The 19486-nt window shown below is 38.2% G+C and carries 20 protein-coding genes, 1 pseudogene and 1 riboswitch; of the genes and pseudogenes, 16 read left to right on the plus strand and 5 right to left on the minus strand.

The features are described 5' to 3' along the window. Positions 1 to 113 precede the first annotated feature (113 nt). From BKO01S_RS08435 to BKO01S_RS08455, 5 genes are all read left to right on the plus strand, one after another. Complete coding sequence (locus BKO01S_RS08435; RefSeq protein ID WP_066051715.1) at positions 114 to 620, plus strand: CBO0543 family protein; 507 nt, start codon at positions 114 to 116, stop codon at positions 618 to 620. Between the two features lie 218 nt (positions 621 to 838). Continuing rightward, positions 839 to 1777: a ring-cleaving dioxygenase gene (locus tag BKO01S_RS08440; protein ID WP_066051718.1), complete on the plus strand. Its 939-nt coding sequence runs from the start codon at positions 839 to 841 to the stop codon at positions 1775 to 1777. A 20-nt stretch (positions 1778 to 1797) separates the two neighbouring features. After that, positions 1798 to 2406 carry a flavin reductase family protein gene (locus BKO01S_RS08445; RefSeq protein WP_066052063.1) on the plus strand — a complete coding sequence of 203 codons (609 nt, stop codon included), beginning with the start codon at positions 1798 to 1800 and terminating at the stop codon, positions 2404 to 2406. A gap of 20 nt (positions 2407 to 2426) precedes the next feature. After that, positions 2427 to 3029: an alpha/beta hydrolase gene (locus BKO01S_RS08450; protein WP_066051720.1), complete on the plus strand. Its 603-nt coding sequence runs from the start codon at positions 2427 to 2429 to the stop codon at positions 3027 to 3029. A gap of 57 nt (positions 3030 to 3086) precedes the next feature. Further along, entirely contained in the window at positions 3087 to 3350 is a 264-nt protein-coding gene (locus BKO01S_RS08455) for a hypothetical protein (protein WP_066051723.1), read from the plus strand. 70 nt (positions 3351 to 3420) lie between these two features. On the opposite strand, the pseudogene BKO01S_RS08460 reads toward BKO01S_RS08455, so the two are convergent. After that, positions 3421 to 3878, minus strand: a pseudogene (locus tag BKO01S_RS08460) (DinB family protein). Between the two features lie 225 nt (positions 3879 to 4103). Continuing rightward, positions 4104 to 4259, minus strand: a complete 156-nt coding sequence (locus BKO01S_RS24610) for a hypothetical protein (protein WP_198158786.1) — start codon at positions 4257 to 4259, stop codon at positions 4104 to 4106. A gap of 84 nt (positions 4260 to 4343) precedes the next feature. On the opposite strand from BKO01S_RS24610, the gene BKO01S_RS08465 reads away from it, so the two are divergent. From BKO01S_RS08465 to BKO01S_RS08475, 3 genes are all read left to right on the plus strand, one after another. Then, entirely contained in the window at positions 4344 to 4697 is a 354-nt protein-coding gene (locus BKO01S_RS08465) for a VOC family protein (protein WP_066051724.1), read from the plus strand. A gap of 523 nt (positions 4698 to 5220) precedes the next feature. After that, entirely contained in the window at positions 5221 to 6210 is a 990-nt protein-coding gene (locus BKO01S_RS08470; RefSeq protein WP_066051727.1) for a phosphotransferase enzyme family protein, read from the plus strand. Positions 6211 to 6212: 2 nt separating this feature from the next. Next, positions 6213 to 6614 carry a VOC family protein gene (locus tag BKO01S_RS08475; protein ID WP_066051730.1) on the plus strand — a complete coding sequence of 134 codons (402 nt, stop codon included), beginning with the start codon at positions 6213 to 6215 and terminating at the stop codon, positions 6612 to 6614. A gap of 80 nt (positions 6615 to 6694) precedes the next feature. Here BKO01S_RS08475 and BKO01S_RS08480 read toward each other — a convergent pair whose 3' ends face one another. Continuing rightward, entirely contained in the window at positions 6695 to 8242 is a 1548-nt protein-coding gene (locus BKO01S_RS08480) for a sigma-54 interaction domain-containing protein (RefSeq protein WP_084362014.1), read from the minus strand. Positions 8243 to 8410: 168 nt separating this feature from the next. Here BKO01S_RS08480 and pruA point away from each other — a divergent pair, with 168 nt between their 5' ends. Both pruA and BKO01S_RS08490 read left to right on the plus strand, forming a co-directional pair. Beyond that, positions 8411 to 9955 carry an L-glutamate gamma-semialdehyde dehydrogenase gene (gene pruA, locus BKO01S_RS08485; protein ID WP_066051734.1) on the plus strand — a complete coding sequence of 515 codons (1545 nt, stop codon included), beginning with the start codon at positions 8411 to 8413 and terminating at the stop codon, positions 9953 to 9955. Positions 9956 to 10014: 59 nt separating this feature from the next. After that, entirely contained in the window at positions 10015 to 10929 is a 915-nt protein-coding gene (locus tag BKO01S_RS08490) for a proline dehydrogenase family protein (RefSeq protein ID WP_066051737.1), read from the plus strand. A 35-nt stretch (positions 10930 to 10964) separates the two neighbouring features. On the opposite strand, the gene BKO01S_RS08495 is transcribed toward BKO01S_RS08490, so the two are convergent. Further along, positions 10965 to 11315 (minus strand): helix-turn-helix domain-containing protein, encoded by a 351-nt coding sequence (locus tag BKO01S_RS08495; protein WP_066051740.1) that lies wholly within the window; start codon positions 11313 to 11315, stop codon positions 10965 to 10967. Positions 11316 to 11491: 176 nt separating this feature from the next. Between BKO01S_RS08495 and BKO01S_RS08500 the strand changes: the two genes are divergently transcribed. From BKO01S_RS08500 to BKO01S_RS08510, 3 genes are all read left to right on the plus strand, one after another. Then, on the plus strand, positions 11492 to 12496 hold the full coding sequence (locus BKO01S_RS08500) for an asparaginase (protein ID WP_066051744.1): 1005 nt from the start codon (positions 11492 to 11494) through the stop codon (positions 12494 to 12496). Beyond that, positions 12493 to 13338 carry a YitT family protein gene (locus BKO01S_RS08505; protein ID WP_066051750.1) on the plus strand — a complete coding sequence of 282 codons (846 nt, stop codon included), beginning with the start codon at positions 12493 to 12495 and terminating at the stop codon, positions 13336 to 13338. Before BKO01S_RS08500 ends, BKO01S_RS08505 begins: the two co-directional genes overlap by 4 nt. 242 nt (positions 13339 to 13580) lie before the next feature. Continuing rightward, on the plus strand, positions 13581 to 14159 hold the full coding sequence (locus BKO01S_RS08510) for a cell wall hydrolase (protein ID WP_084362015.1): 579 nt from the start codon (positions 13581 to 13583) through the stop codon (positions 14157 to 14159). Between the two features lie 29 nt (positions 14160 to 14188). Here BKO01S_RS08510 and BKO01S_RS08515 read toward each other — a convergent pair whose 3' ends face one another. Then, complete coding sequence (locus BKO01S_RS08515) at positions 14189 to 15016, minus strand: STAS domain-containing protein (protein WP_066051753.1); 828 nt, start codon at positions 15014 to 15016, stop codon at positions 14189 to 14191. A 196-nt stretch (positions 15017 to 15212) separates the two neighbouring features. Then, a riboswitch (cyclic di-GMP riboswitch) is annotated at positions 15213 to 15300 on the plus strand. Between the two features lie 116 nt (positions 15301 to 15416). On the opposite strand from BKO01S_RS08515, the gene BKO01S_RS08520 reads away from it, so the two are divergent. From BKO01S_RS08520 to BKO01S_RS08530, 3 genes are all read left to right on the plus strand, one after another. After that, positions 15417 to 17618: a sensor domain-containing protein gene (locus BKO01S_RS08520; RefSeq protein ID WP_066051754.1), complete on the plus strand. Its 2202-nt coding sequence runs from the start codon at positions 15417 to 15419 to the stop codon at positions 17616 to 17618. Continuing rightward, the gene (locus BKO01S_RS08525) at positions 17615 to 18484 is read left to right on the plus strand and encodes an NAD(P)-dependent oxidoreductase (RefSeq protein ID WP_066051756.1); all 870 of its coding nucleotides are present in this window, start codon (positions 17615 to 17617) and stop codon (positions 18482 to 18484) included. The genes BKO01S_RS08520 and BKO01S_RS08525 overlap by 4 nt, the downstream gene beginning before the upstream one ends. Positions 18485 to 18764: 280 nt before the next feature. Further along, positions 18765 to 19361 carry a cell wall hydrolase gene (locus tag BKO01S_RS08530; RefSeq protein WP_066051759.1) on the plus strand — a complete coding sequence of 199 codons (597 nt, stop codon included), beginning with the start codon at positions 18765 to 18767 and terminating at the stop codon, positions 19359 to 19361. The last annotated feature ends 125 nt before the right edge of the window (positions 19362 to 19486 follow it).

The following is a 19486-nucleotide window of genomic DNA, read 5'->3' on the forward strand; positions in this document are numbered from 1 at the left end:
ATCTATCCCTCTTATTCAGTTCATAAGTAAATCATATGTTTTTGAACGAAAACGTACATTATAGATCTTCCATTAGGACAAACTGAGAACAAACACATGAGAGGATAGTGGGTATGCATATTTCCATTGCGATACTGACAATCTTGGCAGGGTTCTGGTGGGGGAAGGGGAGTAACTGGCGCGATTATCATACTAGTATGCTTTTTATTTCTACGGGTGGTTTGCTGTATGAGTATATCGTCCAAGAAAACACACTATGGAAGTTCCATCCTGATATCATTTATGGCCATGAAATGGTTGTCATTGTTTATGCCGTGATCACCATGCCAATTAGCATTTTCTTATTTCTATCTCATTTTCCTGAGAAGTGGCTTACTCGTATCATTTACATAGTTGGTTGGTCTGTCATATATATTTTAGTTGAATGGGTTTTGTACTTTTTTGAAAGAATTTCGTATCAAAATGAATGGACAATATTATTTTCTTTCTTTTTTGATCTCGTTATGTTTTCGGTCATTGCATTGCATCACTATAAACCCCTTCCGGCATATTTGATTTCTTTAATCATTATTGTTTTCTTAATCTCTTACTTTGACATTCCATTTAAATTTGCTAAATAGCCAAAGGTGTACGAACGTGTATTCGGCGCAACTTTGGCTATTATCTATTTTCAACATTGACATATAAGAAAGTACATTTTATAATATCTTTAAATCGAGATATCTGATTTCAAATTACTTCTGGTGTATATCTCAGTTTCAAGATATAAAAATATGAAAACTTATTAAATGAATAGGGGAACAAACACTTATAACAGACTAATATCGGGGTGATTAAAATGGTCAAAAAAAGCATGGGGATTCATCATATTACAGCTATCGTTGGACATCCTCAGGAGAATGTGGATTTTTACGCAGGTGTGTTAGGACTTCGTCTAGTTAAACAAACAGTTAACTTTGATGATCCAGGAACATATCATCTTTATTTTGGGAACGAAGGTGGAACGCCAGGAACTATTATTACTTTCTTTCCTTGGGCAGGTGCTCATCAAGGGGTAATCGGTGACGGCCAAGTGGGAGTCACTTCTTATGTGGTTCCAAAAGGAGCTATCTCGTTTTGGGAAGAAAGGCTAGGAAAGTTTCAAATCGCATTTACAAAGATTGAGCGCTTTGGTGAAAATTATCTGGAGTTTGACGATCCACATGGATTACATCTAGAGATTGTTGAAAGAGAAGAGGGAGATAAGAACACTTGGGAATTTGGAGGAAGTACCTCTGAGTATGCGATTAAAGGTTTTGGGGGAGCCACTCTATTATCGACTCAACCAAACAAAACAGCAGACTTGTTAGAAAGAGTAATGGGTCTTGAAAAAGTAGGTGAGGAAGGAGACTTTGTTCGCTTTCGTTCCACTGAAGATATCGGTAACATCATTGACGTAAAGCTAACCCCAATTGGACGTGGACAAATGGGAGTAGGAACCGTTCACCATATTGCATGGAGAGCAGCAGATGACTTGGATCAATTAGACTGGAAGCAACATGTAGAAGCAAACGGCTATGGTGTGACACCTGTTCAAGATCGGAATTATTTTAACGCCATTTACTTTAGAGAGCACGGTGAAATCTTGTTTGAAATTGCAACGGATCCTCCGGGGTTTGGTCATGATGAGTCTATAGAAACAATGGGAGAAAAGTTGATGTTGCCAAACCAATATGAGACTCATCGTTGTCAAATAGAACAAGTGCTGCTTCCGTTCGAGGTAAGAGAGTTGAATTGAGAGACGAAGGGACTGATTTTATGCTTTCTATTGACCCGATAGCATTAACAGAAAGAGAAAATTACAAGCTTTTAATCGGTAGTATTATTCCGAGGCCGATTGCATTCGTCACCTCTCTGTCGGATGAGGGAACTTTAAATGGCGCCCCTTTCAGTTATTTTAATATTGTTTCCTCTAACCCACCACTTATATCTGTATCCATACAGCGGGCAGTTGGGGAACAAAAGGACACGGCAAGGAACATTCTTCATTCAAAGGAATTTGTTATTCATATCGTAGATGAAGACAATGTTCAAAAAATAAATGAAACAGCAGCAAGTCTTCCGCCGGATAAAAGTGAAATTGAACTAGTTCAATTAACTCCAGTGAAAAGTGTAAAGGTTGCTGTTCCAGGGATAAAAGAGGCGAAGATCCGTTTGGAGTGTAAGTTAGAGCAAGCACTCGAATTAGGTGGAGAAGATGGACCTGGATGTGATTTGATCATTGGGAAAATAGTGCAGTTCCACATCGACCCAACCATTTATCAGAAGGGCAAAATTGACCCGAAGGGCTTGGGAGCGGTAAGTCGACTAGCGGGAATCAATTATGCTAAACTAGGTGACATCTTCTCAATCGAAAGACCAAAATAACAAAATTAAGGAGACAAAAGATGAAACATATATACCAAAAGGGGAAAGATCCACAAAAACCAACTTTATTATTACTTCATGGTACAGGGGGGAATGAGTTAGATTTGCTACCACTAGCTGGTATGATTGATGATTCTGCTGGTGTGTTAAGTGTAAGAGGGAATATTTTGGAGAACGGCATGCCTCGATTTTTTAGACGTTTAGCAGAAGGGGTATTTGATATCGAAGATTTAATTTTTCGGACAAAAGAGTTAAATGAATTTTTAGATGAGGCAGCCGGTAAATACGAGTTTGACCGAAACAATATCGTAGCTGTTGGATATTCAAATGGTGCAAACATTGCTGCAAGTCTTTTATTCCACTATAAAAATGCCTTAAAGGCAGCTATTCTCCACCATCCGATGGTCCCTCTTAGAGGAGTGGAGCTTCCTAATTTAGATGGAACATCGGTGTTTATCGGTGCAGGAACCAATGATCCGATTTGCTCACCTGAGGAATCTACGGAGCTTCAGAAACTGTTGGTAGGTGCGAATGCAAAGGTAGAACTTCACTGGGAGAACCGTGGTCACCAACTTACCGCTGAAGAAGTGGAAGCAGCAGGAAAGTGGTATCGTAAATTATAAAAATACTAGTGTTACTTACAGGGTAAACTAACATATCTAACTTTGAGGAGTGAAGATATGTTTATGAATGGCACCATCATCGACGGGGTCTTTGACTCATCTGAAAACGAGTTTACTTTACAAAGAGTAAAAAGCTTCCATACACAATCCGTTCTTAACGAAACCCAAATCAATAATATTTATCAATATTTACGCTTGCACCGAGATCAAGAGGATGGACAAATCATCACTCTGTATGATCAAATGCCGCTCCGACTGTCACAGGAGGAAAGTAGCCAATTGATTAGTGACTTAGAGAAGGTAAAGTCTATGTATCACTAATGGATATAAAGGTAAGAGCTATAACCAAAGACCGCATACATTTTTCGGAAAAGTGCGGTCTTTTCATTGTTTATAGAAACTTTCTTATATCTAAAATTGTTTGTAAATGCATTCCTTCATGGAAAATCGTGCGAATGAGAACTTGTTCAATTTGTGCATTCCCATCTCTGTTGGTGGAAATTCTTCTTCTATTCTTTCTCCATACACTTCTTTGATTTTTGAAGGTTGTGCTTTTAGTAATTCCCTTAACTCTTGAAATGAAGTTGTTTCTTTTTCAAAACTTATAGGACTTGATCTATATCCAAACCATGAATGAAATTGTTCAGGTATACAAACTTCTTCTTTTGTTACCGCTTGTATTCATAAATACTGGTCTAGATACATATGTCCAAGATTCCAACGAATATTATTCTTAAATCCTGCAGGTATGACTTCCGCTTGCTCTTCAGTTATATCCTCTAAAACTCCTAGTACTTCCCTTCGATAGCTCTCCAATTGAGTAAACAAAACCTCATGACGTGGACTCATAATACAACCCCCTTAATTTACCTATGTAAATATTCGATAACAAGGGCAAGTATCCTGTTAGAAAAAGTAAATTTATGGTAGTTATATGCTATAATGTAATAAATTTCATAAATGTAGATTGGTAGCATAATAAACATAGAGAATCAACATTACAAAAGGAAAATGGAAATTTATTTGGAGACACTCGGTTCAAGTCTTGGAATGAAAAAAACCTCATGTAAGAGGTTATTTTCTGTTCGCTTGGCGTCCGCTTTTTTTCTGGCTTTGTGATTTTGAATTCCCTATTTGAAAATCATCGCCTAGCTCTACATCATTACGCTTATCCTGCTTTTCAATTTGTTCTCTAGTTTGGTCCTTGTTTTGCATCCCTTGATGAGACATTTCTCTCAACTCACTTTCATATGGTTTCAATAATAGTATGCGCATGGTTGGAAGAAATAATAAAAAATAATGGAGGAAAACAAAATGAATAATCCAATTACCAATGAAATCGGAGCAGTTTTTATCCCGGTAAGCAACATTGAAAAAGCTAGGGATTGGTATTGCGATGTACTAGGTTTACCAGCAGATGGGGAAATCTTTCATGGTCATATTTATGTACTCCCTATGAAAGGAACAGGGATCGTACTGGACAGCAAAATCTACTCGGAGAATCGGGTTTTTACCGCCCCAATGTTCCATTTTAACACGGAAAATATCGAAGAAGCCTTTCAATATTTGAAGGAAAAGCAGGTGGAAATAATCACCGATATTCAGCATGGACATTACTTTAATATCAAGGATCCAGACGGCAATACACTTATGATATGTAAGTGTTAGATGGCAAAGATGATCAAAACATGATGATGTATTTGGAACGGGTTTGGAATATGTTTAGGGAAGCGAGGGAGATTTTTTAAAGATTTTGGACCTATTAACGAGGTGATAGGATGCAAGAAGAAGTAGGAAGATGTGTAAAATGTGGGAAAACAATCTTCTGTTTGGACGGTTTCCTCAATGGAATAGTGGGTTCAAATGGGCAAATTACATGTTTTCCTTGTTCTAAGAAAGAGGATGGAGTGGAGTGTAAAAGTTCTTGAGTATTAGGGAAATTTTGGTTATAATACAATTATAGAAATGAAAGGGGTGATGGTGGAATGTGGATCCAAATCAATAAGTTGTGTCTTTTTCCAACATCATCTAACGGCATCAAACAATGCATAATGCCTCATTAGATCGGAAAAAGACACTGGGGCTTTCTTAAAATAAACATTGTATGGGAAGCTAATGAGATATACTCATTGGCTTTATTTTTTGCCCCGCTTATTGAATTTAAAATATTCATAAAGGCGGGATACAATCTATGATGAAGCTTAGTACAATGAAACTAATAATGGACACAATTGATCAAAAATGGAAAAGTACCTTTGCAGAAAGCATACTAGAAAGATGGGAATACGACAAAGGTACCGTATTCTTTATACGGGCAAGTGCCAATTTCATTTTTATTTTTAAACGAGGCGGTAAGCATTTTTTTCTTCGCTTTAACGATTCGTCTGAGAGAACAGTTAAGACCATAAAATCTGAACTGTCCATACTTCAATTCCTCAACACAAAAGGAATTCATGCTGCTCAGCCGATTCCGTCCAAACACGGTCAACTAGTTGAAGTAGTTAAGACGGAATTAGGTACTTTTCATGCAGTTGTATTTGAATCAGTTCCAGGAAAGCATGAAGAGTGGGGTGAGATCACTCAAGAAAACCTCTTTAAATGGGGGAGTGCACTTGGTAGACTACATCAGGCATGTAAGGAGATTCCGCAAGAATACGTGAAGAATCGACCGAGTTGGCAGGATCAAATAGTCGAATTCCAGTGTTCTTTGCCCCAAGCCAATGTGCTCCTTCATAAGGAAATGATAGAATTGGTAGATTTGACCAACAAATTGCAGGTTACCACAGATAACTTTGGGCTTATTCATTATGACTTTGAGCTTGATAATCTATTGTTTTCAGAAAATAGTGTAGGGATCATCGATTTTGATGACTGTATAACGAGCTGGTATGTGGCAGATATTGTCTATGCTCTACGGGATGCTGGAAGTTTTCAACTGGAATACCCTCAAGTACAAGAATTCCTTAAAGGGTACAAAAGCGAAACAAGCTTAGATACGGATATAATAAAGGTAGCTTCTTTGTTTGAAAGACTTCACCGTTTAATGATGTATGTAAGATTAACAAAGTCAATGGATATAGAAACTACTGAGTCTTCTCCTGACTGGCTACGGCAGCTCCATAATAAATTATCCGCAATGGTAAATGAGTATCTCTTATGGATAAATAAAAAAGGAGAGTAACGATGAGTGATACATTAATCCGAGTTGGAACGACGTATATTCCGGTTTCAAATGTGGAGTACTCTGCTGACTGGTATGTTAATACGCTAAGTGCTGAACTTAGCTATCAAGACGCAGACAAAGCGATTATTAATTTAGCGAACCAAAGTTTTTTCCTGGTAAAGGCAGGAGAGAATCAAAGTTCTAACTTCTTTGACTATAAAGGAGAGAAGTGGTTCTCTGTCACCTTTGAGGTGGATGGGTTACATGCCTTACAGGAACTACATCGAAAGCTTTTAGAAAAAGAGGTACGGGTAGAAGAAATTGAAAACCGGGGACATGCAGGAAGAAATTTTGTCCTTTATGATCCTGATGGAAATGCATTTGATGTTTGGAGCGAATTGAGTCCTACGTTTAATAGATAAGTTATGACCTGAAGGGGGTTAGAAAATAACTCCTTCAGGTCATAACTATAATAAAAGGTACTCAGGAGACTTCCTAGTACCTACAAGCCATATCTCTTCATCTTATTATACAAAGTCACACGTGACCAGCCGAGCATTTTTGCGGCAGCCGATTTATTACCATATGTTTGGTGCAGGACTTTAGCAATTTTGGAACGTTCATCTTCATTCGTTTCTTCACGCAGGACATTAACGGTAGGCTGGACTTTGGTTTTAAAAAGGGCGGTTGGCAGTTCGGCAACGGTGATCATATTGTCATCAGCTAAAATCAGCATTCGTTCGACTGTATTTCTTAGCTGCCGAATGTTTCCGTTCCAAGGATAATGCATGAATGTGACCATCACCTCAGGAGCAACAACGGGAACAGGCTTGTCGTATTTAGCTGAGAATTCCTTTAAAAATAATTGAACGAGTTCAGGTAAATCCTCAATCCGATCACGTAAAGGAGGGAGGGGAACGACCACAACATTTAATCGATAATACAAGTCTTCACGGAATAATCCTTCCTCAACCATATTTTCTAAATCCCGATTGGTCGCAGCGATAATCCTTACATCAATAGGAATTGGTTCATTTCCACCTACACGGTAATATTGCTTTTCTTGTAACACGCGAAGCAGTTTTACCTGTAACTCCAAAGGTAGCTCACCAATCTCATCTAAAAACAATGTACCATTCTTCGCAGCTCCGATTTTCCCGAGCTTGCCTTCCTTCACAGCGCCAGTAAATGCTCCTTTTTCATAGCCAAATAGTTCACTTTCAAAAAGTGCGGCAGGAATCGCTCCACAGTTCAAGTCCACAAATGGCCCCTCTTCTCGTGCACTTGCCTTATGAATCGCTTGTGCAAACAGCTCTTTTCCGACACCACTTTCTCCCGTGATCATGACGGTAGCATCTGTCCGTGCAACTTTTTTTGCAAGGGTAATAGATGTATTTAGTGCTTGGCTGCGACCTTTAATTTTATAAAACGGATCATCAATTTCATTTGGTTCTATTTGACTTTCTAAATCCTGAATATAGGCAGCCGTGGTTGTTAACTCATCATTTAGTTTTACGATGTCAGTAATATCACGTTCCACCGATATTCCACCTACAATCTCTCCATCACTAAGTAACGGGAGAGAGTTGATGAGTACGTGTACATCCTGTTTTGGCTGGTTGTATTGGCGAGTAACCGTGGAACCTTCCGTCAATGTTTTCATTAACACAACAGAATCTTTTTGAAAGAAGTTCGTAATCGGTGAACCAATGATCGCTTCAGCGGATGTTTCGTAAAGTTCTTCCGCCTTTGGATTCCACGCAACGACCTGTCCGGAATGGTCGACGATCGTAATCGCATCATCGACCGCCTTTAGCAATGTGTTGTATACATTGGACAAGCTCTTCCATTCTTGAAAAATCACTTCGAATAACTTATTCTTGGGAACGATACACACAGGATTACCAGTACTATCTACTAAAAGAAGATCCTCTAATGCATGTATATCTGACAACCGAGCATGTAGGGGATAGGTTTGCATTTCTTCTATATAAATAGCTCCGTCTATCGGTTGGGAAAGAGATTGGAGAAGAATGTTTTTATTTATCATACAATCACCTTTACTAGTGTTAATGTGGTTTACAAAAATGTAAAGTCTTTACACATATTTTACAATACTGTAAACAGTCTGTACACGAAATTTTCAGATAATCGTGCATTTTTAAGTTGGCACGCTTCTTGCATATAAAATGGTATACAAACAAAGAGGAGGATTTTTATGTATTCTTACAAACATGAACCATTTACAAATTTTTCACTAGAGGAAAACCAACAAGCTTTTAAAAAGGCTTTGGAATTAGTTCAATCACAATTAGGAAAAGAGTATCCACTAACGATTGGTGGTAAAAAAATTACAACAGACTCCAAAATCACTTCTTATAACCCTGCAAATAAAGAAGAGGTAGTAGGAACAGTTTCGAAAGCAAGCAAGGAAATTGCTGAAGAGGCAATGCAAGCTGCATTAATAGCATTTGAATCATGGAAAAATGTTGAGCCGGCTACTCGTGCAAACGTGTTATTCCGTGCGGCTAACATCATGCGTCGTAGAAAGCACGAATTCTCTGCTTATCTTGTAAAAGAAGCAGGAAAGCCGTGGAAAGAAGCAGATGCAGATACTGCTGAAGCTATTGACTTTTTAGAGTTTTACGGAAGACAAATGAACGAACTTTCTACTGGTGTACCGGTTCAGAGTCGTGATGGAGAATTTAACCAATATAATTATATTCCACTTGGTGTAGGTGTTATTATTTCGCCATTTAACTTCCCATTAGCAATCATGGCGGGAACAACAGTAGCTGCCATTGTTGCAGGAAACTCTGTTTTATTAAAGCCAGCTAATAACACACCTGTAGTGGCAGCAAAGTTTGTTGAATTAATGGAAGAGGCAGGACTACCTGAAGGCGTTCTTAACTTCGTTCCTGGTAGTGGAGCAGAAATTGGTGACTACCTAGTTGACCATCCAAAAACTCGTTTCGTATCCTTCACAGGCTCACGTGAAGTAGGGTGCCGTATTTATGAGCGCGCTGCTAAAGTACAACCTGGCCAAATTTGGTTGAAGCGTGTAATCGCTGAAATGGGTGGAAAAGACACCGTTGTAGTAGATAAAGATGCAGATCTTGAGTTAGCAGCAACATCGATCGTGTACTCTGCATTTGGTTTCTCTGGACAAAAATGTTCTGCAGGTTCACGTGCGGTTATCCATGAAGATGTGTACGACGTTGTGTTAGAGAAAGCAGTTGCTCTTACAAAAACTTTATCACTTGGAAACCCTGAAGATGTGAACACATACATGGGGCCGGTTATTGATAAAGCAGCTTACGATAAAATTATGAGCTATATTGCAGTAGGAAAAGAAGAAGGCCGTATCGCTGCTGGTGGAAATGGCGATGATTCAAAAGGATACTTCATCGAGCCAACGATTGTGGCAGATGTAAAGGAAAAGGATCGTTTAATGCAAGAAGAGATTTTCGGACCTGTAGTGGCTTTCTGTAAAGCTCGTGACTTTGATCATATGATGACCATTGCGAATAATACAGATTACGGATTAACGGGTGCACTTATTTCAAATAATCGTGCACATATTGAAAGAGCAAGAAAAGAGTTTCACGTAGGAAATCTATACTTTAACCGTCCATGTACAGGTGCCATCGTTGGCTACCAACCATTTGGTGGGTTCAACATGTCAGGTACTGATTCAAAAGCAGGTGGACCAGACTATCTTGTTTTACATCTGCAAGCAAAAACAACTTCTGAAATGTTCTAATTGAATTCTGGCTCGGGCTGCACGTGTGTGCAGCCCCGATATAATGGGGGAGAAAGAGAATGATCGAGGCGATTTCAAAAAATTTCTTTTTAAAAGTGTCTCAAAGCAAACCGATGAACAAAGCAGCTCGTAAATGGGGTCTTCGCTTTGGTGCAAGTCAGGTTGTAGCTGGTGAAACAATAGAAACAGCAATTGCAGCGGTAGGAGAATTAAATAAAAAAGGGATTGTAGCTACGCTTGACCATCTTGGTGAATTTGTTTCTAGTCGAGCAGAAGCAAGTGAAGCGACAGATTATTGTGTTCGTACGTTACATGCGATGGCATCTGCAAAAGTAGATGGAAATCTCTCTTTAAAGATGACACAGTTAGGCTTAGACATCGATAAGCAATTTTGCTTAGACAATATGAGAAAAATCGTCTCCACGGCAAAACAATACAACAATTTCGTTCGTATTGACATGGAGGATTCAACACGTACTCAAATTACGCTAGATATTTTAAGAGAATTACGCAAGGACTATGACAATGTGGGAACGGTGATTCAGGCATATTTATACCGCTCCGAACAAGACGTAAAAGACTTAGCTGGAATTCCACTTCGTCTCGTAAAAGGGGCATATAAGGAGCCTGCAGAAGTCGCTTATCAGGACAAAGAAGAAGTGGACAACAATTACATGACCATCATTAAAGAACACCTAAAAAGTGGCAGCTATACAGCAATCGCTAGCCATGACCACAATATTATAGCTAAGGTAAAGGATTTTGCTAAGAAAGAAAACATTCCTACTAGTCAGTTTGAATTTCAAATGCTATATGGTTTTCGTAATGAACTTCAGCAAAGTCTTGTAAAGGAAGGCTACAAAGTTCGGGTGTATGTTCCATTTGGAAATGACTGGTTCGGCTACTTTATGCGTCGTTTAGCGGAAAGACCACAAAACATTGCGTTTGCTTTTAGAGGATTCTTCCTCAAATAATGAGTGTAATAAGAGGAGAAGCGTGAATAGTGAATTCAGGCTTCTTTTTTTATGAACGTTTCCTTTGTAGTCATTTCTCTCTTCATTCGGGTAAAAGTAATAAAATCAATCAGCTCTTCCTTCGTTAATGGAGTTCCATCAAGTGTTAGTCCGTTATAGTCTTTATCGGTTAATTTTGTTAACTCCAACGATGGTTCACTTCGCCCAAGAATATGGTCCACACTTGTTTCAAATAAATCAGCGATATCTGACAACGCCTGCAGAGAGGGTTCTCTGTACCCATACTCATATCCTGCGTATGTACTTTTTGCGATTTCTAGACGATCTGCCGCTTCCTGCATCGACCACTTCCTACTTTTCCTCAAAGTTACTAATCGAGATAACACGGTTCATTCTTCCTCCAATGACTGTTTGTTTTGTTCATTATAGCATGTTAGTGAAAACAAGAATACAAAAATGTACGCGAATTGAAAACATATATTGCTTTATTTAATGATTTTATTATAATAAGTTTATAATAAATTGCAAATCGCGTACATATACGTAGAGGAGAAGAGAAACCATGAAAAAAATATTACTGCTCGCAACTGGTGGGACCATTGCATCGTTAGAGGGAAAGGACGGATTGGTTCCAGGACTAGCTCCTGTCGACCTATTAAGCTACTCTTCGGATGTTTCCTTAGCAGCTGATGTAACATGTGAGATATTAATGAATAGAGATAGCACGAATATGCAGCCGGAGCACTGGATCGAAATGGCGTCCAAAATTGCAGATACCTACGATCAATATGATGGTTTTGTTATCACGCATGGTACCGATACACTTGGCTATACATCTGCTGCCTTATCCTATATGCTACAGGGCTTAAGTAAACCGGTTGTAGTGACGGGTTCTCAAGTTCCGATTAGTTTTAAAAGAACAGATGCCATTAAAAATCTAAACGACGCCATCTGTTTTGCTTGTGAAAACGTTGGTGGAGTTTATGTTGTTTTTGATGGACGAGTTATCATTGGTACAAGAGCAGTGAAAATGAGAACAAAGAGCTTTGATGCGTTTGAAAGTATTAATCATCCATACGTAGCGCAAGTGAAGGAAAACAAGGTGACATACTATTGGAGACCAGAGCTTAGCATTCAATCATTAAAACTAGATGTTAGTCTTTGCCCAGATGTGTTCGTGCTCACCCTTCACCCCGGAACGAAGCCTGAGATTTTTGATTATCTTAAACAATTGTATAAGGGCATCATTATTGAAAGCTATGGAAACGGTGGGGTTCCTTTTGAAGAAAGAAGCTTGCTTCCAAAGATTAAGGAGCTGACAGAAGCTGGTGTTTCTGTACTTATCTCTACTCAGTGTTTAGAAGAAGGTGGAGACTTGTACTTATATGAAGTCGGACGAAAAGTTAGTCAATACAATGTCATCGTCTCAGGAGATATGAACAAAGAAGCTATTGTGCCAAAATTGATGTGGGCTTTGGGCCAAACGGACGACCTGTCAGCGGTAAAAGAAATGATGGAAACGCCAATCTCGTATGATCTATCAGTGGAGTGGGGTCAAGAAGAGTGAGACATGTTTTTCATTTCATCAGTCTACATGTGGGGATTGCCCTAGTAGCAATAAATATTCATTTTTTTCTAGCACCTAATCAATTTGCTGCCGGTGGGTTAGGCGGTTTAACCATTGTCATGCATCACTTTTTTCCTAATGTCTCAATCGGATTATTGATGTTATGTTTTAATGTGGTGTTGTTTGGATTAGGATTTATGTTTCTTGGGTTTAGCTTTGGTCTAAAGACGATTTACTCAAGTTTCATGCTGTCATTTATGGTTTGGTTGTTTGGGGAGATTGTTCCTATGACACAACCTCTGAGTGAAGACAAGCTCATTCAATTAATGGTAGGGGTACTCATAGCTGCCCTTGGCCTTGTTATAGTGATGAAAGAAGGAGCCTCTACCGGTGGAATGGACCTTATCGGTATGATCCTTAATAAATATTTTCCAATTGAAATTGGAAAAGCTGTGTTGTTTTCGGATATGGTCATCGTGCTTCTATCAATTATTGCTTTTGGAGTGGAAAATGGATTATATGCTCTGTTTGGAATTGTATTGAGAGGCGTCGTAATCGACTATTTGATTCAACAGTTTAGCTTAACGAAGGAAGTTGTTATTATTAGCTATAAATGCGATTTGATTAAACATTTTATCATTGAAAATCTAGGGCGCAGTGCCACGGTGCATGAAGCAAAAGGAGTCTTTAGCAACGAGCAGAAGGAAGTCATAACGATCGTCTTAAAGAGAAGCGAGTTCCATACCTTGAAAAAATACATCAACGAAATCGACAATCGAGCTTTCATTAGCGTTCATAATATGAGTGAGGTTGTTGGGAATGGGTTCAAGAGTATTGTGTAGTCGTAATTGGGATTTAGTGCCCCAACCAAACCCTGTTACATTCCTGAAATATATGTAACAAACAAAAAAGCAATCATTTTTTGAACCATTAAACCTGGTAATTTAATCCAATATAAAAGCGGTTAAACCCCGGTCTATCAACATATTGTGTCAATAAAAATTTTCTGTCCAATAATTGGAACATGCATGGGTAGATTACATCTGGTAACCTTCTTGTTATTGAAAGGCAAGGAGGTATTTTTATGAATATTCTTAAAATGTTACTTGTTATCTCTACTCTATCATTCACATTGCTAGGGTTCGAAACAACTTCGAGCGCAGCTAGTCATACTGTCTCTGTGAAAAGTGGAGAAACATCTTGGAAAGTAGTAAATAAGTCAAACAACTCTGCTCTTGAATTAGTTAAAGTCAACCACGATAAATTTCCAACATTATATAAAGAGGAAATCAATGTTTCAGATCAGGACAAAGAGTTAATGGCTCGACTCGTAAGTGCGGAAGCAAAGGGGGAGCCATACGAGGGGAAAGTAGCAGTTGCGGAAGTGATTATTAATCGTGTAGAGCATGATCAATTCCCTGATACTGTTGAGGATGTTGTATATGAGCGTGTTTCTGGTACGTATGCATTTTCTCCTGTAAAAAATGGAGAGATTAACAAGCCAGCGGATGAAGAATCAATTGAAGCTGTGGAACAAGCAATAGATTCTATTGAAAGTGGCACAGAGGCAGTCTATTTTTACAATCCAGATATCGCAACGGATAGATGGATTTTATCAAGGCATGTTACTGAAACCATCGGTAACCACCGATTTGCAATCTAAAAACCAGGGATAATCCCTGGTTTTTGTTTTTACTGAATAAAAAATGGCTTTAACGCTTGTTGTAATGTACCTAATGTTTGTGTCTTCTTATAAAAAGCTGAATTGTCTAGATGAATCATTTTTTTAACAACCTCGGCACGTAAACCAGTGATAATTGAATGGCAACCCATCATGGACGTACCATCGATGATTTTCATAAGATGATCAATCACGTCAGGTTCCATATCGCCAATACCGGATAAATCAATAATTAGTGTTTGGATACGAAGTCTTCCAATCTCTGTTAATACCTTTTCTTCTAATATATGTGTACGGAATGAGTCTACAGTTCCGATTAAGGGTAAAATACAAACAGAAGCAGTAATTGGAATGATAGGTACAGACAAATTTTCAACTAATTTTCGTTGAGCGATAATGAGGGAATCTTTGTATTTTGAATAGCTTATAAAAAAAGCATTTAGAAACTGGTCGACTCGGTTATTGATTTGAAGCTCTAGCTGAAAAATATTATCCAACTCGTAGCTTTTAGAAAGAAGGTTAAACGACTGAATAAATTTCCAAAGTGTTCTTCGTATAGCTTGAATCCACTCTAGTTTGAAGGACAATTCGATAGAATACGTAGCCCAGACAATTCCTTCTTGCTTGGCAAAAGATTGAAGTGCTTCCTCATTTCCATCGATAATATCCATTACTAACTTTTGTGCGTTCGAAACTAGGTTGATATTTCCAATCCTGAGTATTTCATCAATTTTATCTTTTACATTAACAGCTTCTAAAAGAAGTGAATTCTTAAATTTCTCGTTATTTTCTTCAATAAAGTGTTTTAAGTTAAATGAAGTTTGATATGTAAATTCCATGAAAATGTCCCCCTTTTTGCAGATCCCCAAAAAATTAATACCCAAAATATATATGTGATAAACCTAAAATTAACATTTTTTTGTAGATGAGGTATAGGTAAAATGAATGATTTGAAATGAAAAACTGTGACTTTTATCATATCTATCGACTAATTCCGACAAATATTCTATAATTAGTTTGCTAAAATATAGGTACAATTGAAAAAGGCAAACTCATTGAAAGGTGGGGACGCAAAGCTACAGATCTAAGGTTCAACTAGAACTATGATGGCTGAGTTGCCAAGGGAATAACCGGAAGACCTATCTCCCTTTGGATATAGGTCTTTTTTCTATTTTCAAAGTGTAGATCAACAGACCTTTTACTTTAATAAAAGAAATATAACTAAAGAAGGTAATGATCATGAGCAATCAAAAATTTGATTTATTAGAGAAAGTGTTTCATACAAGCAATGATTACTTAATTGTAAAAGATGTAGATGGACGATGGATAGAAGCAAACAAGAAGACTCTTCAATTGTTCGAGATTGAAGATGGGGTATATAGAGGAAAAACAGATGAACAGCTAGCGTATCTGTACCCTAGATTTGCAAATTATGGTCCCATCTGTGTTCATTCAGACAATCAAGCATGGGTTAGTAAGAAGGAAACTCAACTAAAAGAATCCTTTCGTATGGACGGAATGGATTATACGTTTCATGTAAGAAAGATTCCCCTTTATGATGAGGACGGCCATGCGGATAGTATAGTGGTAGTTGGAAGTAATATTACCGAGCAAGAAAAATACCAAGCCATTCAGGATAAACAGTATAAGGCACTACAAATGATCGCGTCCGGTGAAAAGCTAGCAGATGTATTTCGAAATATCGTTGACGCAGTGGAGGCACTGTCTGTAAATAGTCTTTGCTCAATTATGTTTTATGAAGAGAGTGAGAATTGGTTACGTAATGGCTACTCCCATAGCTTTTCAGAAAGCTTTTTAAAGAAAATTGATCGGTTTCCAGTTGGCTTAAACTATGCGTCTTGTGGGCATGCTGCGTTTACGAAAGAGATTGCCATTGTGTCGGATATAGAAACTGATTTATCTTGGAGCAAGTGGAAGGAGATACCGCTAGCATTTCAATTGCGTTCCTGTTGGTCAATCCCCATCTTATCCTCAAAGGGTGAATTGTTTGGAACATTTGCGATTTATCATCCAGACGTTCGGAAGCCCCAATCCTATGAAATTGAATTGCTTAAAGTGTTCAGTTACCTCACGGGGTTGGCCATTGAAAGGGATAATCAAGTAAAGGAAATTCAATATTTAGCTTCACATGATACGTTAACGAATCTTCCCAATATCCGATTTTTAAAAGATGTAATTGAAAGATTAATCACTAGACAAGACGAGTTTGCAATTTTGTTTATAGATTTAGACAGGTTTAAGCCAATTAACGATACGTTTGGACATGCAGTAGGAGATAAGGTTTTAAGTGAAGTAGCAAGGCGAATTCACTTAAATATCCCGAAGAAAGGGATTGTTTCTCGTATGGGTGGTGACGAGTTTGTGATCCTTTTAAGAAAAATAAAGAACGAGCAAAAACCCATCTCTGTGGCTGAAGAACTATTACAAGCTATTAAAGAGCCCGTTTTGATTAATGATAGAGAGTTTTATGTATCAGCTAGTATTGGAATCAGTATGTATCCATTTCATGGACATACCGGGGAGATTTTAATACGAAATGCAGATGTCGCGATGTATAGTGTAAAAGGGGATGATGGACAATCGATCCAAATGTTCAATGATTCCCTAACGAAGCACGGTACAGAATTATTTATGCTGCAAGGAGAGCTCCGTGAGGCAATCAAGCACAATCAGTTCTTCTTACAATATCAACCGAAGCTTGAATTAGCAACAGGTACCTTCACTGGCTTAGAAGCGCTCATTAGGTGGAAGCATCCCGAAAAAGGCATTATTAGTCCTGATACTTTTATTCCATTAGCCGAGGAAAGTGGAGTTATTGGTGCCCTGGGGGAATGGGTTCTCCGCGAAGTCTGTAAGCAGGTAAAGAAGTGGAAGGAGTCCAATCTCACTCATTTACCAGTAGCCGTAAATGTTTCAGTACGACAAATTGTGTTGCATGATATTCCTAGTTTAGTGGAATCCATACTTGCAGAATTTGGTCTCGCATCTGAATCTATTGAAATAGAAATCACAGAAAGTGTGTTAAGTAAGCATGAATATTTGATTCAAAATGCAGTCAGTAAGCTTCAAGAAATTGGAGTAAAAGTGTCAATTGACGATTTTGGGACAGGGTATGCTTCGATGACTTATTTAAAGCAATTCCGTGCAAATAAAATAAAAATTGATCGCTCCTTTATTAGTTCTCTCCCTCATGATGTAAACGAAGCGGCTATTGTTTCTGCTGTTATTACGTTAGCGCGTGATTTACAAATGGATGTCATTGCAGAGGGAATAGAGACGAAAGAACAACTCGACTTTTTATTAGAAAAGGGCTGTTTGGAGGGGCAAGGATATTATTACAGCCGACCGGTATCATCAAATCAAATCGAAGAACTACTTCAAAAAGGGAATGAAATATTTATACAAGGAGTGATTACATGAAGGTAGCATTAATTGGCCTAGGGAGTATGGGCTTACCGATGGCAGAGAATCTTTTGAGAAATGGTTATGAATTAGTGGTGTACAATCGAACAGAAAGTAAATGCCAAGAATTAGCCACAAAAGGTGCTATTATTGCAGACACTCCTGCTGAAGCAGCCAATCAAACGGAAATCGTTTTTACCATTCTTTCTGACGACACCGCTGTAGAGAATATCGTTTATGGCGATGAAGGAATACTAGCAGGTCTACAACCAAATGGAATTCATGTATCCATCAGTACAATTAGTGTTCATTTAGCGAAAAAATTAACCGCAGACCATGAAAATGCCAATCAATATTTTGTTTCTTCCACCGTATTAGGTCGCCCAGATGCTGCTAGGGTAGCTGCTTTACGTTTTATTGTTGCAGGTCCAAAAGAGGCAAGAGAGAGAGTAATACCTATTCTTCAGGTGTTGGGACAAGATGTTTTTACGGTTGGGAATCAAGGCTATTTATCGAATGTCGCTAAGCTTGGAAACAACTTTTTACTTGTATCGATGTTAGAGTCTCTTTCAGAAATACTTGTGATGGTGGAAAAACATGGGGTTGAGCCAAAACAGTTTCTAGAAATCATTAATTCTCTGTTTGGTTCCCCAGTTTATAAAAATTATGGAGATATTATGGTAAATGAACAATTTGACACTAAAGGCTTTAAGCTTAAGCTTGGATTAAAGGATGTTAATTTAATGATTGATGCAGCAAATGAGGTTTCAACGGAGTTGCCGATTGCCAATCTTGCACAAGCTCATTACTCCCATGCGATTGAAAAAGGCTGGGGAGACTTAGATTGGGCAGCTATCATTAAAGTCATAAAGCATATCAATTAGGTAGAGTCATTTGGCTCTACTTTTTTATCTCTAATTTCGATTGATAAATCAAGGGTGAGCTTGTCATAATTAAGTAACATATCTGTAATATCACCCAAATCAAGAGAAAAGTAAATAAAATAGGATGGGAATTTCACCCTATTAATAGCTTGTGAACCGTTGGTGCTCTTGCTGTTGGTAAATTCATCTAGTTGAAGGGAAATTTTGGTTCATGAAACGGTATGTTACATCTGGTAGTCTACTAGTTGTTCAAGAAAACAGCTAGTAGGAGGTACAAGTTATGAAAATGCTAAAAAAATTACTCGTGATCTCAACTCTATCTTTTACATTGATTGGATTTGGTACAGTGGCTGGCGCTGCTACGCAAACACATGTAGTACAAAAGGGAGACACGTTCTGGAATATCGGTTCTAAGTATGGTGTATCTGTTCTATCGTTAATGAACCATAATAACAAAACGACATCACTAGTATATCCTGGTGAAAAGCTAAACATCCCAGCAGCTTCTTTAAGTGCATCTGATAAGGATCTATTAGCAAGACTGGTAAGCGCGGAAGCGAAGGGTGAATCTTATGCGGGGAAAGTAGCTGTTGCGACGGTCATCTTAAATCGTGTAAACCATCCTGATTTTCCTAACACAGTAAGTGAAGTGGTTTATCAAATCGACCAAGGTTTTTATGCCTTTACACCCGTTCAAAATGGAACAATCAACCAAGCAGCAGATGAAGAATCAAAGCGTGCAGTTGCTGAAGCGTTAGCGTTCCAAGGACAAGGACAAGGTTCATTGTACTTTTATAACCCGCAAACAGCTGCAAGCAGCTGGGTCTTCTCTCGTGAAACAACGATTACGATAGGAAACCACAGATTTGCAAAATAAAATGGAAAAAGGGACTAGGTTAGACAATTTATGCGATTAATGCTTTCCTTAAAAAAGGACAAAATAAAAGAGCACTCCATTACTTTGCGAAAAAGAGGTGTATTTTATGTGTCCTAAGGAAGCTC

Origin of the sequence: Robertmurraya korlensis NBRC 107688 (genome assembly GCF_001591645.1) — a bacterium.
Lineage (GTDB): Bacteria > Bacillota > Bacilli > Bacillales > Cytobacillaceae > Robertmurraya_A.